At 34.4% G+C, this 18,666-nt stretch carries 13 protein-coding genes and 1 tRNA gene; 5 read left to right on the top strand and 9 right to left on the bottom strand.

The window, feature by feature from the left end; genetic code table 11:
• Position 1: 1 nt before the first annotated feature.
• Complete coding sequence (locus JQC67_RS12090; RefSeq protein WP_203253061.1) at positions 2-1,564, bottom strand: sulfatase family protein; 1,563 nt, start codon at positions 1,562-1,564, stop codon at positions 2-4.
• A 171-nt stretch (positions 1,565-1,735) separates the two neighbouring features.
• Here JQC67_RS12090 and JQC67_RS12085 point away from each other — a divergent pair, with 171 nt between their 5' ends.
• A complete protein-coding gene (locus JQC67_RS12085) occupies positions 1,736-2,443 on the top strand; it encodes a Bax inhibitor-1/YccA family protein (RefSeq protein WP_203253060.1) in 708 nt (235 codons plus the stop codon).
• Between the two features lie 87 nt (positions 2,444-2,530).
• On the opposite strand, the gene JQC67_RS12080 is transcribed toward JQC67_RS12085, so the two are convergent.
• From JQC67_RS12080 to JQC67_RS12065, 4 genes are read right to left on the bottom strand one after another with little or no spacing between them, the layout of a single operon-like run.
• Positions 2,531-3,781, bottom strand: coding sequence for an NAD(P)/FAD-dependent oxidoreductase (locus JQC67_RS12080; RefSeq protein WP_203253059.1), 1,251 nt, complete (start codon positions 3,779-3,781; stop codon positions 2,531-2,533).
• Position 3,782: 1 nt separating this feature from the next.
• Positions 3,783-4,790 (bottom strand): 4-hydroxyproline epimerase, encoded by a 1,008-nt coding sequence (locus JQC67_RS12075; protein WP_203253058.1) that lies wholly within the window; start codon positions 4,788-4,790, stop codon positions 3,783-3,785.
• A gap of 23 nt (positions 4,791-4,813) precedes the next feature.
• Positions 4,814-6,397 carry an aldehyde dehydrogenase (NADP(+)) gene (locus tag JQC67_RS12070; protein ID WP_203253057.1) on the bottom strand — a complete coding sequence of 528 codons (1,584 nt, stop codon included), beginning with the start codon at positions 6,395-6,397 and terminating at the stop codon, positions 4,814-4,816.
• Between the two features lie 20 nt (positions 6,398-6,417).
• Positions 6,418-7,350: a dihydrodipicolinate synthase family protein gene (locus JQC67_RS12065; protein WP_203253056.1), complete on the bottom strand. Its 933-nt coding sequence runs from the start codon at positions 7,348-7,350 to the stop codon at positions 6,418-6,420.
• 141 nt (positions 7,351-7,491) lie between these two features.
• Between JQC67_RS12065 and JQC67_RS12060 the strand changes: the two genes are divergently transcribed.
• Positions 7,492-8,349: an AraC family transcriptional regulator gene (locus JQC67_RS12060; protein ID WP_203253055.1), complete on the top strand. Its 858-nt coding sequence runs from the start codon at positions 7,492-7,494 to the stop codon at positions 8,347-8,349.
• Between the two features lie 82 nt (positions 8,350-8,431).
• Complete coding sequence (locus JQC67_RS12055) at positions 8,432-9,991, top strand: M28 family metallopeptidase (RefSeq protein ID WP_203253054.1); 1,560 nt, start codon at positions 8,432-8,434, stop codon at positions 9,989-9,991.
• 137 nt (positions 9,992-10,128) lie between these two features.
• On the opposite strand, the gene JQC67_RS12050 is transcribed toward JQC67_RS12055, so the two are convergent.
• Positions 10,129-10,204: transfer RNA gene (locus tag JQC67_RS12050), tRNA-His, on the bottom strand.
• A gap of 297 nt (positions 10,205-10,501) precedes the next feature.
• Between JQC67_RS12050 and JQC67_RS12045 the strand changes: the two genes are divergently transcribed.
• A complete protein-coding gene (locus JQC67_RS12045; protein ID WP_238934628.1) occupies positions 10,502-12,556 on the top strand; it encodes a tetratricopeptide repeat-containing sensor histidine kinase in 2,055 nt (684 codons plus the stop codon).
• On the opposite strand, the gene bshB1 is transcribed toward JQC67_RS12045, so the two are convergent.
• Together bshB1 and JQC67_RS12035 are read right to left on the bottom strand one after the other, a co-directional pair.
• Positions 12,553-13,269 carry a bacillithiol biosynthesis deacetylase BshB1 gene (bshB1, locus tag JQC67_RS12040; RefSeq protein ID WP_203253053.1) on the bottom strand — a complete coding sequence of 239 codons (717 nt, stop codon included), beginning with the start codon at positions 13,267-13,269 and terminating at the stop codon, positions 12,553-12,555. The genes JQC67_RS12045 and bshB1 overlap by 4 nt on opposite strands.
• Positions 13,270-13,335: 66 nt before the next feature.
• Positions 13,336-14,493: a trans-sulfuration enzyme family protein gene (locus tag JQC67_RS12035; protein ID WP_203253052.1), complete on the bottom strand. Its 1,158-nt coding sequence runs from the start codon at positions 14,491-14,493 to the stop codon at positions 13,336-13,338.
• Between the two features lie 197 nt (positions 14,494-14,690).
• On the opposite strand from JQC67_RS12035, the gene JQC67_RS12030 reads away from it, so the two are divergent.
• Positions 14,691-15,488, top strand: coding sequence for a membrane metalloprotease (locus JQC67_RS12030; protein WP_203253051.1), 798 nt, complete (start codon positions 14,691-14,693; stop codon positions 15,486-15,488).
• On the opposite strand, the gene ccsA is transcribed toward JQC67_RS12030, so the two are convergent.
• Positions 15,489-18,665, bottom strand: a complete 3,177-nt coding sequence (ccsA, locus tag JQC67_RS12025; RefSeq protein ID WP_203253050.1) for a cytochrome c biogenesis protein CcsA — start codon at positions 18,663-18,665, stop codon at positions 15,489-15,491.
• Position 18,666: the final 1 nt, after the last annotated feature.

Raw genomic sequence — 18,666 nt, 5'->3', positions numbered from 1 at the left:
CTTATTTTCCACCAAAAGCATCTTTTAAAATAGCAGCCATTTCAGGATGATTCTCATCCGTATCTCCATATTTAGTACGCTCATCTTGTATTGCTATTTTCATTTCTGCAATGATTTCAGCATATTTAGGATTGGCGATACTATTGTGTAATTCTTTTGGATCCTCATGTAAATCATAAAATTCCCAAACGGGTTCGGTAATTTCTTTATCAGTACCTCGCATTCCCAACGGTTGACCATAAAAGAAAGCCAACTTATAACGCTCATTTCTTACGCCAAAATGAGCTGGTCTATCTGGGTGATGTAACCAATAGCGATAGTACATTTTTGTACGCCATTCATCAGGAGTATTACCTTTTAGATTTTCTCTAAAACTTTCACCTTGCATATAATCAGGTTTTTCGACACCTGCATAATCAGCCAATAATGGTGCAAAATCTATATTTAAAATTATATCATCAATGCGTTGGCCTCCTTTAATTTCTTTAGGATACCGAATAACAAAAGGCATTTGTAATGATTCTTCATAAATCAAACGTTTATCAAAAAAGCCATGCTCACCAAGAAAATAGCCTTGATCGGCTGTATAAATAACAATTGTATTATCTGCAATGCCTTCAGCTTCTAAATAGTCTAATAATTTTCCAATATTATCATCAATTGCTGCACCACAACGCATAAAATCTTTAACTAATTTCTGATATATATTTTTTCTTTTTTGAATACTATCCAGTCCATCCAACGGATAAGGCAAACCTGGGTAGTCCGTCCAGAAATTCTCTGGATCTTCAGTGGCTTTTTTCCATCTTATTGCTAGATTTTCAAGTTTTTGGCCTTTAAACGTTCTTCCTGTAGTTTCTTTTCCAAAATCAAATAATGATGCTGGCTCAGGAATTTCAATATTTGCATATAATGAATCGAAACGTTTCGGATAATCAAAGGGCTCATGGGTTGCTTTGAAATTACAGTACATTAGAAACGGCTTTGAAGTATCTCGTTTGTTTAAGTGTTCTATGGTTAAATCTGTGATGACATCCGTAGAAAACCCTTTATATTCTTTTCCTGAAGACGCATTATAACCGTCTTCCCAATTTTCCTTAGTTTTTAATATCGGATTCCAATATCTTCCTTGGCCTGGTAAAACATTAAAATAATCAAAACCTTCAGGTTGTTTTACTAAATGCCATTTACCGATGACAGCAGTTTGATATCCATTTTTACCTAACTCTTTTGCAATATTAGGATGGCCTATTGGTAAAGGCTCACTAAGTGTATAAACCTGATTAACATGGCTGTATTGCCCCGTAAGAATTGCACCTCTACTAGGCGTGCAAATACTATTGGTGCAAAGTGCATTCTCTAAAACAGCACCTTCACGTGCCATTCGTTTAATATTTTCATTCTTCACATAATCTTTCAGCAGGCCGCCATAAATACCCCAAGCTTGAGAAGTATGATCATCAGACAAAATGAATAAAATATTAGGCTGCTCAGATTTTGCAGACTTTTCTTGTGCTATGAGTGAACCACAAAATAAAAGAGCTATAGTAAAAAGTATTCTCATTATCTACATGTGTATTAAAAATAGCAGGTAAGATACTCAATAATATCCGATTTATTTAAGGCTTAAGGTCAACAATTACGGGCATATCGAATAAAAATGTTGTTCATCTAATAAAAACAATTTTACCTAGGACGTAAGCGTTAAAAATAGCTCAAACCTCAATTTAGAATCATGGAAAACAATCAAATACCTCAAGTAGAAGTAGTTAGTCAACTTTCTGATCAAGTTAGAGTAGCTTTTTATAAAAAGACTTATGCTCATTTAGCGGGCTCAGTATTACTCTTTATACTTGTAGAAACACTTTTCTTTCAAATTGATGTCATTGTTGATTTTGCATTATCAATGACTCAAGGTTATAGTTGGTTAATTATGTTAGGAGGGTTCATGCTTATTACAAATTATGCTGAACGACTAGCCTTGCGAAGCGATAATGTGAATACACATTATGCCGGACTTATTCTTTATATTATAGCCGAAGCCTTTATTTTTATACCCCTAATTTTTATTGCAATGATGATGGGTGGTGAAGGAGCTTTTGATATATTAAATCAAGCTGCAATTTTAACCTTATCAATGTTTACTGGGCTTTCGGCCATAGTATTTTTAACAAAGAAGGATTTTTCATTTCTGAAATCTGCCTTAACAATTGGATTTTTCATAGCACTCGGACTAATTATAGCCGGAACAATTTTTGGATTCAATCTAGGCTTATGGTTTAGTGTAGGTATGGTAGTTTTGGCATCAGGTTCAATATTATATCAAACTTCTAATCTGATACATAAGTATCAACCCAATCAATATGTAGCCGCCTCATTGGGCTTATTTGCTTCATTAATGCTATTGTTTTGGTACATCTTGAGTATTCTTTCAAGAGATTAAATAAATACAATATTATGAACAGCCGGTGAAAATCCGGCTGTTTCTTTTTTAAATCAATAAAATATAATTCCCAATGTAATGCTTCGTTTAGAATTTTCTTTCTGGCTCTAAACCATTTAATGCAATTGAAGTTTTTTTTGAAGATACAATTTCTGTTACTAATTTTCCTGTGGCTGGACCTAAACTCCACCCCATCATTGCATGACCTGTAGCAAAAATCAGATTTCGATAAGATGTACTTCTACCAATATAAGGCAGACCATCAGGGGTAACTGGTCGCATGCCCGTTTTGGCTTGAGAAATTTCAGAGTCAGTTATTTTTAATCCCGGATAAAAACTATGTGCACCATTAGCTATAGCTTGTACGCGTTCTTTTCTAATTGTAGTATTAATTCCTGAGAATTCCATTGTACCTGCAAAACGTGTAAAACCCTTCATTGGTGTTACGGCCATACTTGCTTCCATTAAAATAGCTGGCATAGATATGCCCGTTTCTCGCTCTACATTAATTCTATACCCTTTACCCGCTTGTATAGGTAATTTTATGTTTAGCTTTTTTGATAGTTTTCCGCTCCATGAACCCGCGGCTAAAACCACTTCATCCGTCGTGTATGAGGATTTATTTGTTATAATTTTTTCAATTAAATCCCTTTCAAAATCAACATCAATAACTTCTTCATTCGTTTTAACTTCTACCCCAGAATCTTGAAGATATTTCAATATTTTAGGCATGAATTCTTGTGGTGACATATGACCATCACATTCATAATGAATTGCTCCTTGTGCATCAATGTCAATATTCGGTTCAATTCTCTTTAATTCGGAAGAATTCAATTCATTTACTTCAAGGCCTAGAAAACTTGCTTTTTTAGCAACCTCAATTTCATGTTGATATGATGCCTCTGTTTTATATAACATCAATAAACCTTTGCGTTCTAAATGAAAATCACCCAAATCGCCTGATGTCTTTATTGTTTCATACAAATCGCGGCTTAAAAGATTAATGTCTTTTATTACGGGGATGGCTTTTTCAACTTTAGCTTTTGTTGATGATTTATGAAAATACCATGACCATTTAAAGAATTCAACATCCCATCTTGGTTTCATGTAAAAGGGACTAGCTGAATTGAACATCCATTTAATGCCTTGGGCTATTTTACCTGGAGATGCCAATGGAATAATATGGCTCGGCGTTAAATATCCAGCATTAACAAAAGATGCACCTGAGCTAATATCTGATTTATCAATTACGGTAACTTTATGCCCCTCTTTATGAAGAAAATATGCAGTACACAACCCAATAATTCCACCACCAATAATTACTACATTTTTACCCATATCAAATTACTTGAAACCCATGAGCATAAGGATCATCATCATCTATAGTTATGGTATTATGACCATAAATTTTTGCCCATCCTTGTATACTTGGTAAAATTGCTTGTTTGCCCAAAAGAGTTGTTTCTGCTTCTACACTACCTACAAACTTAGAACCAATATAACTTTCATGAATAAATGGCTCACCTACTTTTAATTTTCCTTTTGCGAACCATTGTGCCATTCGGGCGGAAGTCCCAGTTCCACATGGAGATCTGTCAATAGCTTTATCCCCATAAAAAACCGCATTACGAGCGGTAGCCTCCTTTGAAATGGTTTTACCTGACCATAAAATATGACTTACATTCCGAATAGTTTCATCTTCTGGATGGATGAATTCATCAGTATATTTTTCATTTATTTTATTTCTGATTTCTCCACTTAATGAAACCAAATCACTAGCTGAATAGTCTTGAATTCCCGTAAAATTAGGTTGAGAATCTATAATTGCATAAAAATTTCCTCCATAGGAAACATCAAATTTTAACTCTCCTAACTTTGAAGATTTTACTGTTAAATCTGATGCTGCTAAATATGATTTTACATTGGTTAACTTAACCCAATCTACCTTATTACCAGTTTGTTTATAGTCTATTTTTACTAAACCTGCAGGAGTTTCCATGCGTACTTTTCCCTTTGTTTTTGGTTTAAGTAGGCCTTCTTCAATGCCAATTGTAATTGCCCCGATGGTTCCGTGACCACACATTGGTAAACATCCGCTGGTTTCAATGAAAAGTATTCCAAAATCATTAATTGGATTTGCAGGAGGGTAAAAAATACTACCACTCATCATATCATGTCCTCTTGGTTCAAACATGAGTCCTTTACGAATCCAATCAAATTCTTGCATAAAATGTTGGCGTTTAGCACTCATAGTGGTACCATTTAACTCAGGGCCACCACTTTTTATTACCCGTACTGGATTGCCACAAGTGTGTGCATCAATACAAACAAAAGTGTTAACCGCCATTTTACGTAATTTATATCAGAGACTTAGATTTTATCGTACGTAAACTTGCTATCAACCAATCTATTAATCCCTAACGGATTGTCATTTTTCAATGCCGCTGGCAAAGCTTCTTGTGGCCAATTTTGAAAAGCCACTGGTCGCACCCAGCGCTTAATAGCTGATGTACCTACTGAAGTAAATCTACTATCAGTACTTGCAGGAAAAGGACCACCATGATGCATTGATGGACAAACTTCTACACCAGTTGGCACACCATTAAAAATAATACGCCCTACTCTACCTTGTAATGCAGTTACAATAGCACTATGCGAAGAAATTTCTTCCTTACTTCCCAAAATGGTACCTGTTAGTTGTCCTTCAAGTTTTTCAATGATTTCAGCCAATTGTGTCGCGTCTTCACAACGCACGACAACTGAAAATGGTCCGAAAACTTCTTGATGTAGTTTAGTATTCTTTAGAAAATTAGCACCGTTTACAGTTAGTACTTTTTGCTTGGCATAATTAGGAGCAGCTTCGGCGCTGTATTCTGCTACAACATCCACCCCACCCTGACTTGAAAGTTCTTTTTTTCCGTTTTCAAATCCATTATAAATGTTAGGATGTAACATACAAAATGGCTCTAGTTCTTCGATAGATGTGCCTAAGACTTTGATGAAATTATCAAGAGACGAACTCTTAATACCTAATATTAATCCTGGATTAGTACAAAACTGTCCAGCACCTAAAGTTATAGAACCAGCATAGTTTTTTGCCCAATCATCACCCTTTTCTGTTAAAGCAGATGGTAAAGCTATAACGGGGTTAATACTACCCATTTCAGCAAATACTGGAATTGGTTCATCTCGTTGATTTGCTAATCTATATAATGCAGTTCCGCCTTTAATACTACCAGTGAAACCTACACCTTTAACTTTTGGATGCATAACCAATTGTTGGCCTACTTCGATTCCACTACTATTTAAGTTTGAAAATACGCCATTTGGCATACCTGATTTTTCAACAGCTCTTAAAACTGCAGATGCTACCATTTCACCAGTTGCTGCATGCATGGGGTGACTTTTTACAATTACAGGACAACCAGCTGCAAGTGCACTGGCAGTATCACCACCTGCAGTAGAAAACGCAAATGGAAAATTACTGGATCCAAAAACAACAATTGGTCCTATGGGTACCAACATTTTACGTAGATCCACTTTGGGCATTGGCTCTCTATTTGGCTGAGCTGTGTCAATCGTAGCGTCTACCCAAGATCCTTCTTCTAATAATGCGGCAAATGCATTTAATTGCCCCATTGTTCTACCACGCTCACCCTTTGCCCTACCTTCTGGCAGACCTGATTCCTTCATATAAGTTTGAATCAATGTATCTCCTAAGGCTTCAATTTCTTGAGCAATAACTCTTAAGAAATTTGCTTTTTCTGTCGCTGAAGTGGCACTATATAATTTAAAAGCACTAGAAGCTTCTGAAACTGCATTATCAATTTCTTCAGCCGTTGCTTCCGTAAATGTCCATTCCGTTTCAAGATTTAATTTAGGATCAAAAGTTTTGTATGTTTTGCTTCCTGTAGCTGATTGTGCAGCGCCGATGTAGTTTTTTCCAGTAATCATGTTCTTCTTTATTTCTTAGGTTATGCCGTTGGTACAGCATTCAAATTTTTATAATCCGGTAATTTTGGCCTATTTTTCATTGCTTCTGATATAACCAATAAAACACGTTCGCGTTCCTCACCAACCAATGGTAATCTTGGTGCTCTAACGTTTTCCGTACCAATACCTGTAGCAACTTCTGCTAATTTAATATTTTGTACCAATTGCGGACTAATATCTAATTCTAACAAAGGTAAGAACCAGCGATAGATTTTGGTAGCTTCTTTTGCATAACCTGCTTTTGCTAGCTCATATATGGCTACAGTTTCTTCTGGAAATGCACAAACTAGACCAGCTACCCATCCGTCAGCCCCTATTAATAGGCTCTCCAATGCTAATGGATCAACTCCTGTTAAAATTTTTAAATTATTTCCGAATCGGTTGCGTAATCGACCTATGTTTATAATATCTCTTGTAGATTCTTTTACAGCCTCAATATTTTCAAGCTCCATTAATTCGGCAAACATAGCTACTGTAACTTCTATTTTGTAATCTACAGGGTTGTTATATATCATTATAGGTAAATCTGTACTTTTGGCAATTTCTTTAAAAAAGGTTACGGTCTCAATATCTGTTGACTTATAACGCATTGGTGGTAAAATCATCAATCCGCTTGCACCATTTTCTTTAGCATCTTGTGCTGCTTGAATAGCAACGCTTGTAGCTTGTTCTGCAATGGTCATTATAACAGGAATTTTTCCCTTTACAATATTGACCGTTTCTCTTGTCAATTGGTTTTTTTCATCCTGCGTTAAAGTACTAGCTTCGCCTAAAGATCCTCCTAAAACAATACCATGAACACCTGCCTCAACTTGTGCGTTAATATTGACAGTGAACATTTCAAGGTCTAATTTGTCGTCTGAAGTGAATTTTGTTGTAACTGCGGGCATTACACCCTCCCAATTAAATTTCATAGGTATCAAATTTGTTAAAAAACAAAAATACTAGCAACACTACTAAAGTATTAATTCAATTTTACCTAGTATTAATACTATTCTACCCAATTAGACTTATATTTTTCGCTATATAGCATAAAATATGCCTAATATTATAAAATGAAAGTTCATTCTTTTGAAATACCTAAATCAGCAAATAACAGCATACTTGTGCAAGTAGACAAATCTAAATTGTTCTATAAACACTTGCACCAGCACAATGAAATACAAATAAGCTACATCGTAAAAGGTGAAGGAAAACTAATAGTTGCTGATAGTGTATATGGATTCAAACCAGAAGATATTTTCGTCATTGGGGCAAGTACACCTCATTTATTTAAAAGTTCAGAGCAAGCAAGAACTTCACATATGATTTCCGTTTTCTTTACAAAAGATAGTTTAGGTAAAATATTTCTTGAAATACCTGAAATGATTGAATTAAAACAATTTTTCAGAGTATCTGCGCCAAGTTTTAAGTTGATTTCAAATAATACTATCGCACATGAAATGATACGAAAGCTTCCGAATTCAATTGGTATAGATAAATTCATCCATTTTCTTAAACTTATTCAAATTCTGAATAAAGAAGATTCTATCTTGCTTACCAATTTCATTCAACCAAAGAGAATTACCAAAGAAGAAGGTAGACGTATGCGTTTGGTATTTGACTTTGCGATAAATAATTTTCAAACTCAAATTAAATTAGAGGAGGTGGCAAGCATAATTCATTTAACCCCAAATGCCTTTTGTAGATTTTTTAAACAGCGAACGAATAAGACATTTTTTGAATTTGTAATTGAATTAAGAATAGAACATGCATGTCAATTGCTAGTTAACCCATACAATTACTCAATGGCAGCAATAGCTGAAATGTCGGGGTTCTCATCAGTTTCGAACTTTAATCGAAAATTCAAAAGATTAAAAGGAGTCACACCAACAGAATTCAGAAACAATTTAAAATTTAAAGTACTCCAATAGTAAGTAGTCAAAATGAACCTTTATCAGTTTTTTAAATTCAGTTTCATTATTTTTGTGCGATTTTTAACGCAACATAAAGAAAATGAAACAATTATTGTTTTTCGCGATTTGTTTGGCAATGTCTTGCAACTCTTCGCAAAAAGTGGCTTCTGATATAAATAATGAAGACGCTAATGTAGATTATTCTATTCGCTACGCAGAAACTATTACAGAGGTAGAATTAAAAGAGCATTTATACATTTATGCCTCAGATGAATATGAAGGAAGAGAAACAGGTGAGCCAGGCCAAAAGAAAGCTGTTGAATACTTAAAAGCTGAATATGAACGCCTTAAGATACCTGCGGCAAGACCAGAAAAGGGCTATTTTCAAGATGTTCCACTTGAAATGACAGAATTACCGTCCGGTTCAATCACTATTAACGATAATGTATATAACCTTGGTGAGTCTTTTTTAACTTTTACAAAGGCCACAGGAGATTTCGATGAAATTGTTTATGTTGGATATGGAATAGAAGAAGATGGTTATTCTGATTATGACCAGCTTGATATAGACGGAAAAATTATACTCGCTAAATTTGGTGAGCCAATGAATTCAGATGGTACCTACAAGTTATCTGGAAGCCTTGAACCTACTAAATGGAGTAATAGATCAGAGGCTATTGGTAAAAGAGCTGCTGTGGCTAAAGCCAAAGGCGCAAAAGGAATGCTCTTTCTTGATGAATTGAACTACCCAAGATATAAAGGTTATTTTGATTATATGAAGAATAATGATGGTGGTCAAATGACATTGGTTGAAGATTCAAGTGAGTTTTTCTATTTGGTATTAAACAAGCAATTAGCACAAACTTTAGTTAGTGACATTGACTCAAATACGGAGTCAAAAAGTATACCGGCCAAGATTAGCCTTAATCTATCTGGTGCTAATCAGAAAATTGAAACTGAAAATGTTGTAGCGATTATAAAAGGATCTGAGAAGCCTGATGAATATGTGGTTATTTCATCGCATTTAGACCATATTGGTGTTAATGCAGACGGGGAAATTAATAATGGCGCTGATGATGATGGTTCAGGCACAGTTGCATTATTAGAAATTGCGGAAGCCTTTAAAGACGCTGCAGACAATGGAAAAAGCCCTAAACGCTCTATTGTGTTTCTTCATGTAACTGGTGAAGAAAAAGGACTTTTAGGTTCTAAATATTACACTGATTTTGACCCAATATTTCCTTTAGCTAATACCGTAGCTAACTTAAATATAGATATGATTGGTAGAATTGATCCAAAACGTGTTGGTGAACGCAACTATATTTACTTAATTGGTTCTGACAAATTAAGTACCGAATTGCATGACCTTTCAGAGGAAATCAATGAAAAATATATGAATATTGAACTTGATTACACTTATAATGATGAAAACGACCCCAACCGTTTTTATTATAGAAGTGATCATTACAACTTTGCTAAGAATAATATTCCAATAATATTCTATTTCAACGGTACACATGATGATTATCACAAACCAGGAGATACACCTGATAAAATAAATTATGATTTACTAGAAAATAGAACTCGTTTAATTTTTCATACAGCTTGGGAAATTGCAAATAGAGACGAAAAATTACTTGTTGACAAGGCAACCGAGTAGTTTTACTTAAGATTTTAATACCAAAAGTGCCTTAATCATAATGATTAAGGCACTTTTTTTGATAAAGTTTTCGGTAATACCCTGACTTAGAACAGTCCCACAAAAAAAGCTTCTTATTTCTAAGAAGCTTTATTCTTGGGTGGAAGATGGGGCTCGAACCCACGACCCTCGGTACCACAAACCGATGCTCTAACCAACTGAGCTACAACCACCATTTATTGCGAGTGCAAATGTAATTTTTTTAACTAATCTATCAAATTAAAAAATCGATATTTCTACTATTTTTTAGCTTTTGAGCCTTTTAAGGTATTTATAAGATCGAGTCATGGTCAAGATTATATAAAACATCGACAAAATGCATCATTTTCTCGCTCAAACAAACATTTTTCGCAATTTCACAACATAAATTATTATTCGTTCTACTCTCAGATTAAATTTACTTCTTAAGTAAAGCTTGAAATGTCCCAAATCAAGGTAGTTATTAAAATGCGTAGAAATCACCTAAAATACATGTTTGTATTTTTTGTGATGACCGCTATTTTGTCATGGACAGAACTCTCTGCGCAACAACACAACATAGACAGTTTAAGAAGTAAGATAAATAGCCTTAAAAGCAGTTCAACTTTTACAGTTAAGGATACGGTGTATATAAACCTTCTTAATAAACTAGGTGATGAATTTCGATACTATAAAACTGATAGTCTGTATTATTTATCACTTAAAGCAAAGACTTATAGTAATGAAATAAATTATTCAAATGGTTATTGCAGGGCAATTATTGGTATAGGAAATTTCTATTCTGATAAAGGCAATTCAGAACTGGCAATTAAAAATTTTAGAGAAGCACAAGTTTTAGCGAATAAGCTTTCAAATTTTAATTTAGAGTTGCAAATACAAAACAATCTTGGTTCTGAATATTCATATGCTGGTGATTATGCACTTGCATTAGAAATATTTCTAAAAGGAATTGAAAAGGCTGAAGACCTAAAAGACTTGAAAATGTTGTCTATAATGAATGAGAACATTGCCGATTTATATGTAAAACAAAAAGATTATAATAATGCTTTAGATTTTTATAAAAAAGTCAAAAAAATTAATGAATCCCTACGAAACGAGGTTTCCTCAGCTGAAACCTTAAGTAATATGGCTTCATTATATGCTGATATGGGTGAGCTCGATTATGCAATGTTTAATATAAACACAAGTATATCAGTTTTTGAACGTCTTCAAATTATAGATTGGTTAGCCTATGCATATGAAATAAAAGGAAAAACCTATCTAAAGCAAAAAAAGTATAAATGGGCATTGCACTGGTATAGCCAAAGTGAAATGTTACATGAAAAACTTGATGACACACGTGGTGAAATAAGCTTGCTAAATGGAATGGCACAAGCCTATCTTGGCTCAATGCAAGACAGCTTATCAGAAAGTTATGCGCTTAAAGCATATGAATATTCTACTGCTATAAATTTCAAAGAAGGTATTGAACAATGCGCAGAAACCTTATACATCTTAAGTAAGAATAAAGGTGACTTTACTACTGCACTAAAATATCATGAAATTTATCAAGGTGTATCAGATATGTTGTCAAGAAGTGAGAACAAGAAAAGTCTAACCATGTTAAAGACTCAGGTAGATTACGAAAGACAAAAAGCGGAGTGGAATCTATCAAATGAACGGTCATTGGCCAAACAAAGAAATTATATTTATATAGCCGTTGTAATTCTGCTAATCTTTTTGGCTGTTACTATATTAATAAAAAGAAGTGAAAAAATACAAAGAGGTCTGAACACTGAATTAAATATAAAACAAAATCACCTTGAGATACGTGAAAGTGAGCTTAGTGAAATAAATGCCACAAAAGATAAATTGTTTTCTATCATTGGACACGATTTACGTGGCCCAATAGGAGCTTTTCAAGGTCTTTTAAAACTGTTTAGAGATGGTGAAATGAACCAAGAAGAATTTTTAGAATTTATTCCTAAACTAAGAAATGACATTGATAATATTTCTTTCACTTTAAATAACCTTCTTTCATGGGGACAAAGTCAAATGAATGGCCTAATAACAAAGCCTTCTGTAATTTCAGTTGATACCTTGGTAAATGAGAATATTAAGCTTTTATCTGAAATTGCTGAAAATAAATCGATTCAAATGATTAGTCGTCTACCTCCAAATACTATGGCTTGGTCAGATGGTGATCAAATTGATATTGTAATTCGTAATTTGATAAGTAATGCATTGAAATTTACACCTGAAAGTGGCATTATTACTATTGAAGCAATTGAAAAAACGGATTACTGGGAGATTTCAATACGAGATACTGGTATTGGCATTGATGATGAAACCAAAAAAATAATTTTTGAAGAAAACTCAACAGTCACTACATACGGTACCAATAATGAAAAAGGTACTGGCCTGGGGCTTTCACTTTGTAAAGAGATGATTGAAAAGAATAATGGCACAATTTGGGTAGAAAGTATACTCAACAAAGGCACCTCTTTTTACTTTACACTTACTAAATCTAAAAAAGCCGTTCCAAAGACGTATTCCAAAGCTAGTTAAATAAGATTGTCTAAATTCGATACTGCTACTTGTCTTTCAGCAGTGAAACCCTCTGCGTGCTCAACCCCTATTAGTCGCCCTAAATCTCTAGCACGATACGTAACACTATCTAAAAAGTTTTGACTACTAATTGGTGTTTTGGGTTCATCACTATTTGAATCATAAAACTGTGAACCATATGCTTTTATTGATTCGACTTTTTTATCTATAAAACCAGAAACATCTATTACAAAATCAGGTTTTATATTCTTCCATTGAATATAATGATATACCATTTTTGGTCGCCATTGCTCCTGCTTTTCTCCGTCTAAAGATGTTTCAATTTTCAGTAATCCACTTAAAAAACAAGCATCGCTTACCAAGCTACTTCCCTTACCATGGTCTATATGACGATCATCTATAGCATTACATAACACTATTTCTGGGCGATATTTTCGAATCATTTTTATTACCGCCATCTGATGCTTTTTATCATTTACAAAAAACCCATCGGCGAACCTCATATTTTCACGTACTGAAAGACCTAAAATTTTAGCAGATACAGCAGCTTCTTGGTCTCGTATTTCAGCTGAACCCCTTGTACCCAACTCTCCTCTTGTCAAATCAACAACGCCAACTTTTTTACCGCTTGCAACTTCTTTGGCAATGGTGGCGCCTGCACCTAATTCAGCATCATCAGGGTGAGCACCGAAAACTAAAATATCTAATTTCATTATTATTTTCTTAGTGAGGTTACAAAAGTATCAAATCTATTACTCGTTCGTATTATGAAACTAATGCTATGCGTTTTTTATTTTAGTTAAGGCTTGTTCTATATCTTCAATTAAGTCGTCTGTCTCTTCTATGCCTACTGAAAAGCGAATTAATCCATCAGAAATACCACGACTCTTTCGTTCTTCTGCTCCTAATAATGCATGTGATGTTTCAGAAGGCGAAAGCACAGTGCTTTCTACTCCCGCTAGACTCATGGAAGGTTTAATTAATTGAAGCGTTTTTTGAAATAAATCTGCATTTAAACCATCATTTAATTCAAAAGACATCATACCACCAAAACCACTCATTTGCGTTTTTGCAATTTCATGACCATCATGCTTTTTTAACCCTGGATAATAAACCGTATTAATATCATTATGAGCATCCAAGTATTCTGCCATTTTTTGTGCATTTTCATTTTGAGCTTTTACACGAATGCCCATGGTTTTCATACTTCGTTCTAAAAGCCAAACTGTATAATCGCTTAAGCTACCTCCTAAATTTTTAGCCAAGTGAAATATTTTATTGATGTGCTCTTCTGAACAGACTACTGCACCAGCGCACATATCAGAATGCCCGCCCATATACTTTGTTGCACTATGAATTATAATATCGATACCGAAATTTGCAGGAACTTGATTTATCGGGCTTGCAAATGTATTATCAATCATTGAAATGAGATTGTGTTTTTTCGCTAGCGCGGATATCATTTTTAAATCTGTAATTTTCAATAACGGATTCGAAGGCGTTTCAATGTAAATTACCTTTGTATTTGACTTGATTAATTTCTCAAAATCATCTGATTGCATTCCTTTAGAAAAAGAATACTCGATTCCGAATTTATTAAATTGTTCAACTACTAAATTATACGTGCCACCGTAAATGTCGCCTTGTAGCACAATATGGTCACCTGCCTCAAGAAAAGCCATTACAGCGGTGCTTATGGCAGCCATACCGCTTCCGAAAATCAATCCGGCTTCACAATTTTCTAAAGCTGCAATTTTTTTGGCCAAACCTTCTTGGTTCGGAGTATTGAAATATCTTGGATACCTTTTAACATCAACATCTTGAAAGGCATACGAAGAGCTCATAAAGAGTGGAGAAACTGCCCCTTTAAATTGCTCATCCTTTATTTCGCCAACATGTGTACATATGGTATTAACACCTTTTGTTTTCTTATTCATGCGATACAAACTTTTAAAAAGTAAAGTTACGAATTTCACCCCTAACCCATTATATTTCTCAGCGTCGTGTTAACGGTATTTATTATGTTTATTCAGCATATTTATTATAACATATCTCATTCATGGCAAAAAACTTGCAATAACACTTCAAAATAAATCGTTGTATAGTAAAGGCTTATCTTTTAGACACCCCCGTTATGAAATATTATAAACTATCAATACTATTTATATCAATTATACTCGTTTCATGCTCTTCTGATGATAACAGTAACAATTCTGATACAGAAGCTAGTGAAGAAGAATCGCAAACCATTGATAAAAGCTTAAATAAGAAAAATGTTGGTGATTCTGCTAATGATTTGCTATCAGCACAAAAGTTTCAAAGCTTAATGATAGATATCTTTTATGTTGAAGGCTTTAAACCTACGACTAACACAATTTCAAATTTTGAAACTTTTCTTTCTGAAAGACTCAACAAACCTGGTGGCATTGAAACTGAACTTAAAATGATTGCATCACCAGGCCAAGATGTATATACAATAACTGAAATCAGGGATATTGAAGATCAAATACGTACCAAATATAACAACGGTTCTGAATTGACTGTTTTTGGTTTGTTTTTAGATGGCGAGTATTCTGAAAATACTGAGAATGGATCTGTTTTAGGCGTAGCATACAGAAATACTTCATTTATTATTTTTGAAGAAACCGTACAACAATTTAGCGGACAACCTTTTGCGCCAACCGCTACGGTTCTTGAAAGCACGGTACTCAACCATGAATTCGGACATATAATGGGAATGGTTAACGCTGGTACTCCAATGCAAAATGAGCATCAAGATGAAGCCCATGGCAGACATTGTACTTCAGAAGATTGCCTGATGTATTGGACGGCTGAAACCGGTGAAGGACTTGTTAATATGATTAGCGGTGGAACTATACCAAGTTTTGACAGTTTTTGCTTGGCTGATTTAAAAGCTAATGGCGGTAAATAATTATGCTTTCTGGTAATTCACACGATAACGCCAGTAACTAATTGCACCAAATATGGTTATACCTAGAACTATAAATTTAACATAATCTGGTGTAATAGCAGCTCCCCCACTTTGCCCATAACTGTGCAAGCCTACTAAATAATAGTTAACTCCAAAGTAGGTCATCATTATAGTTCCAATAGCAGCTAAACTTAAAAAGTTAAATAACCACTTACTCCTCAAGCCTGGCACTATGCGCATGTGAACTATAAAAGCATAAATCATTATTGATATAAGCGCCCATGTTTCTTTGGGATCCCAACCCCAATAACGACCCCAACTTTCGTTTGCCCATTGGCCACCTAAAAAGTTGCCAATAGTCAACATAATTAAGCCTACTGTAAGTGATAATTCATTTACAATAGTCAATTCTTTCAAATTGACTTCCATACGTTCTTTATTCTTCTTGGTTGTTAAAATCATAAGAAGTAGACAGACCATGCCAATGATACCACCAACAATTAACGGCCCATAACTACCAACTATAACGGCAACATGGATCATTAACCAGTAGCTATCTAAAACGGGGACAAGATTAGAAATTGCAGGATCAACCCAATTCCAATTTGCTATCATAAGTAATAAGCAAGTAACAAAGGCACCTGCTGCTACGGTGAAATTACTTTTTCTGGTAAACAACATACTAATACCCATGGTTGCCCACGCAACATAAATTATACTTTCGTAAGCATTACTCCAAGGTGCATGGCCAGATATATACCATCTAAGAATTAAACCTGCTGTATGCCACAAAAACAAAATGACGATGGTTCCTTTTAAAGCAAAAATTGCCATGCGCCATATTGAACGATTCTTAAAAATTTGTAGTACCAATACAACAAATAGTAGAAACCCAACCAACCCATACAAACGGTATAAATGTTTGAAAATATTTAATTTATTATAAATAATTTCAGTTTTTACTTTTTCCTCAGACGGTAATACTTCACTACCATGATTCTTTTGGTTTTGATGAAAAGCTGCTAGTAATTTATCTGCTTGCGAATAATCACCAGTTTCTTTCGCCTGCTTTAGCGTCATTAAATAATAAGGCAGCGAATTTTTGATGAAATTTGAATACAACGAATCACCTACCACATATTTACCTGTGTTAAATTCTACGGATGAAATCCACTTGTTATTATCATCATTTAACAGTGGAAAAATCTTAATGATTTGTCCTCCTAATGCCTGATCTAATAGGCTTACGCGCGTATGCGCCTGTTTAACATCTTTCTCAAAAGCATCTGGATTATTTGTTGTCGTTGCTTCGCGAAGTACAGGTTCTAATTTATAACTTCCTTTATCATCAAAAAAGTCAAGTGCTTTTACATATTCCTGTCCCTCAGGAACTCCTAGTATATGACGAATACTATCATTCTTAGCGTGCTTGTCTAAAATAATAAATTCAGTATTATACCAAAGTGGCGGATTAATCATCATAGATAAAAATACCTGATCGGCATTCATGCCATGAAATTTTTCACTGCGACTTAATTTACGAAGTAATTCAGATGAAAAAGTATTGATAGGCTTCATTCTTCCACCTTCATCTTGTATAACTAAAGCTCCAAATTTTTCAGCATGTTCAACCGGTACAATATTTGCTTTTAAAACTGAATCTATTTGTAATTGTGTTGGCGCTGCCGAATGGTCATGCCCATCATCTGCGGTATGTTCTTGTGCAGTAACATTCAGAGCCATTGCAAAGATTAAAATGCCTGTTAATTTTGCCTTTTTAGACTGCAATTTTTCAAGCGATTTACCAAGATCTTTGAATCTAGTTTTACCGAAGAACATTATACCCATCAAACCAGCGTACAGTAAAAAATAACCTAAATAAGTTATTCCGGTTCCCCATTGATCGTGGTTTACAGATAATATTGTGCCTTTTTCATCTTGATCAAAGCTAGACTGAAAAAATCGATACCCTTTATGATCTAGAATGTTATTCATGAAAATATCATAATCAAATGTACGATCATCTTCAACTGTTACTTTACTCATAAAAGACGCGTAGCCGGCTTCTGTGCCTGGGTATTTTTCAGCAATAAAATCATTTAACTTTATTTGAAATGGCAACTCATATACTTTTGAACCATAACCTATTGTGAATTCTAAATCATCAACTAAAATTTTATCAGAAAAATTTGCGGTACCTGCGGTGCCTAATAATTTTTGTTGCACTTTTTTATCACCCACGGTAACTTCAACTACAAGTGCATCTAAATCCATTTGCGTTTTTTCTGCTTCAGGAATTTCAATAATTCCTTCAACACCTTTAACAACCGGTTCAGGAATCACAAATTGCATACCCGCCATAGCATACAATGAACGCAATTGCAATTGTTGCAAACTATCTTTTTGCACATCGCCTTTAAACTGATCAGCCATTCGCATAAAATTACCTTCAAATGGTGATTGTATGGTATAAGTGCTATCTGAAGAAGTGATATTGATAGCGCCATCAGTATATTCATTTAATGAAAAAAGTACACCATGAATACTAGCAACTTTTCCGTTTTCTAAATAATGATCATGTCGAGTACCATCGCCGGCTTCTACAATTTTCAAAAAAGATTGTCCGTTTTCATCCGGAATTAAGCCATTTTTAGCTCCTTTTATAAAATCAACATACGAAATTGAAAAAGGTTTACCATTAAAATCAGAACTCCATGGTAAACTAGATTTTAATCCTTCAGGGGTAACAATTAAATCATCTTGCAAGGTTTTTTGAACATCGCCGCTTGCACTACTTACATAAGCTGTTAAATACGTTTTATCAGAATAAAATATCTTTTCAGATTTACCTTCTCTAATTGGCATACGACCTTCATAACTGATATATCTTGTCACAAAGGCACCTGCAATAATTAAGACCCAAGAAATATGAAGTAATAATACGGGCCACTTTTTCCAGCGCAAAAGATTATACCGTTTAATGTTTCCGATAAAATTGACCATAAACACTCCCATAATGGCCTCAAACCACCATGTGTTATAAATCCAAATTCTAGCGGTAGAAGTGCTGTATTTACTTTCTATAAATGTGCCAAACGCCATTGCTGTGGCAAAAACTATGAATAGAACTGCTGTTAATCTTGTAGAGAAAATTATATTCTTGAGCTTCGAAATCATC

The organism is Aurantibacter crassamenti (assembly GCF_016811105.1).
Lineage (GTDB): Bacteria > Bacteroidota > Bacteroidia > Flavobacteriales > Flavobacteriaceae > Aurantibacter_A > Aurantibacter_A crassamenti.
The sequence above is the reverse complement of the archived record's forward strand: the minus strand, read 5'-3'. Positions and strand labels throughout refer to the sequence as shown.

Excerpts from the sequence above, each read along its gene's own strand:
- JQC67_RS12090 (WP_203253061.1), bottom strand. The coding sequence starts at position 1,564 with ATGAGAATACTTTTTACTATAGCTCTTTTATTTTGTGGTTCACTCATA.
- JQC67_RS12085 (WP_203253060.1), top strand. The coding sequence starts at position 1,736 with ATGGAAAACAATCAAATACCTCAAGTAGAAGTAGTTAGTCAACTTTCT.
- JQC67_RS12080 (WP_203253059.1), bottom strand. The coding sequence starts at position 3,781 with ATGGGTAAAAATGTAGTAATTATTGGTGGTGGAATTATTGGGTTGTGT.
- JQC67_RS12075 (WP_203253058.1), bottom strand. The coding sequence starts at position 4,790 with ATGGCGGTTAACACTTTTGTTTGTATTGATGCACACACTTGTGGCAAT.
- JQC67_RS12070 (WP_203253057.1), bottom strand. The coding sequence starts at position 6,397 with ATGATTACTGGAAAAAACTACATCGGCGCTGCACAATCAGCTACAGGA.
- JQC67_RS12065 (WP_203253056.1), bottom strand. The coding sequence starts at position 7,350 with ATGAAATTTAATTGGGAGGGTGTAATGCCCGCAGTTACAACAAAATTC.
- JQC67_RS12060 (WP_203253055.1), top strand. The coding sequence starts at position 7,492 with ATGAAAGTTCATTCTTTTGAAATACCTAAATCAGCAAATAACAGCATA.
- JQC67_RS12055 (WP_203253054.1), top strand. The coding sequence starts at position 8,432 with ATGAAACAATTATTGTTTTTCGCGATTTGTTTGGCAATGTCTTGCAAC.
- JQC67_RS12045 (WP_238934628.1), top strand. The coding sequence starts at position 10,502 with ATGTTTGTATTTTTTGTGATGACCGCTATTTTGTCATGGACAGAACTC.
- bshB1 (WP_203253053.1), bottom strand. The coding sequence starts at position 13,269 with ATGAAATTAGATATTTTAGTTTTCGGTGCTCACCCTGATGATGCTGAA.
- JQC67_RS12035 (WP_203253052.1), bottom strand. The coding sequence starts at position 14,493 with ATGAATAAGAAAACAAAAGGTGTTAATACCATATGTACACATGTTGGC.
- JQC67_RS12030 (WP_203253051.1), top strand. The coding sequence starts at position 14,691 with ATGAAATATTATAAACTATCAATACTATTTATATCAATTATACTCGTT.
- ccsA (WP_203253050.1), bottom strand. The coding sequence starts at position 18,665 with ATGATTTCGAAGCTCAAGAATATAATTTTCTCTACAAGATTAACAGCA.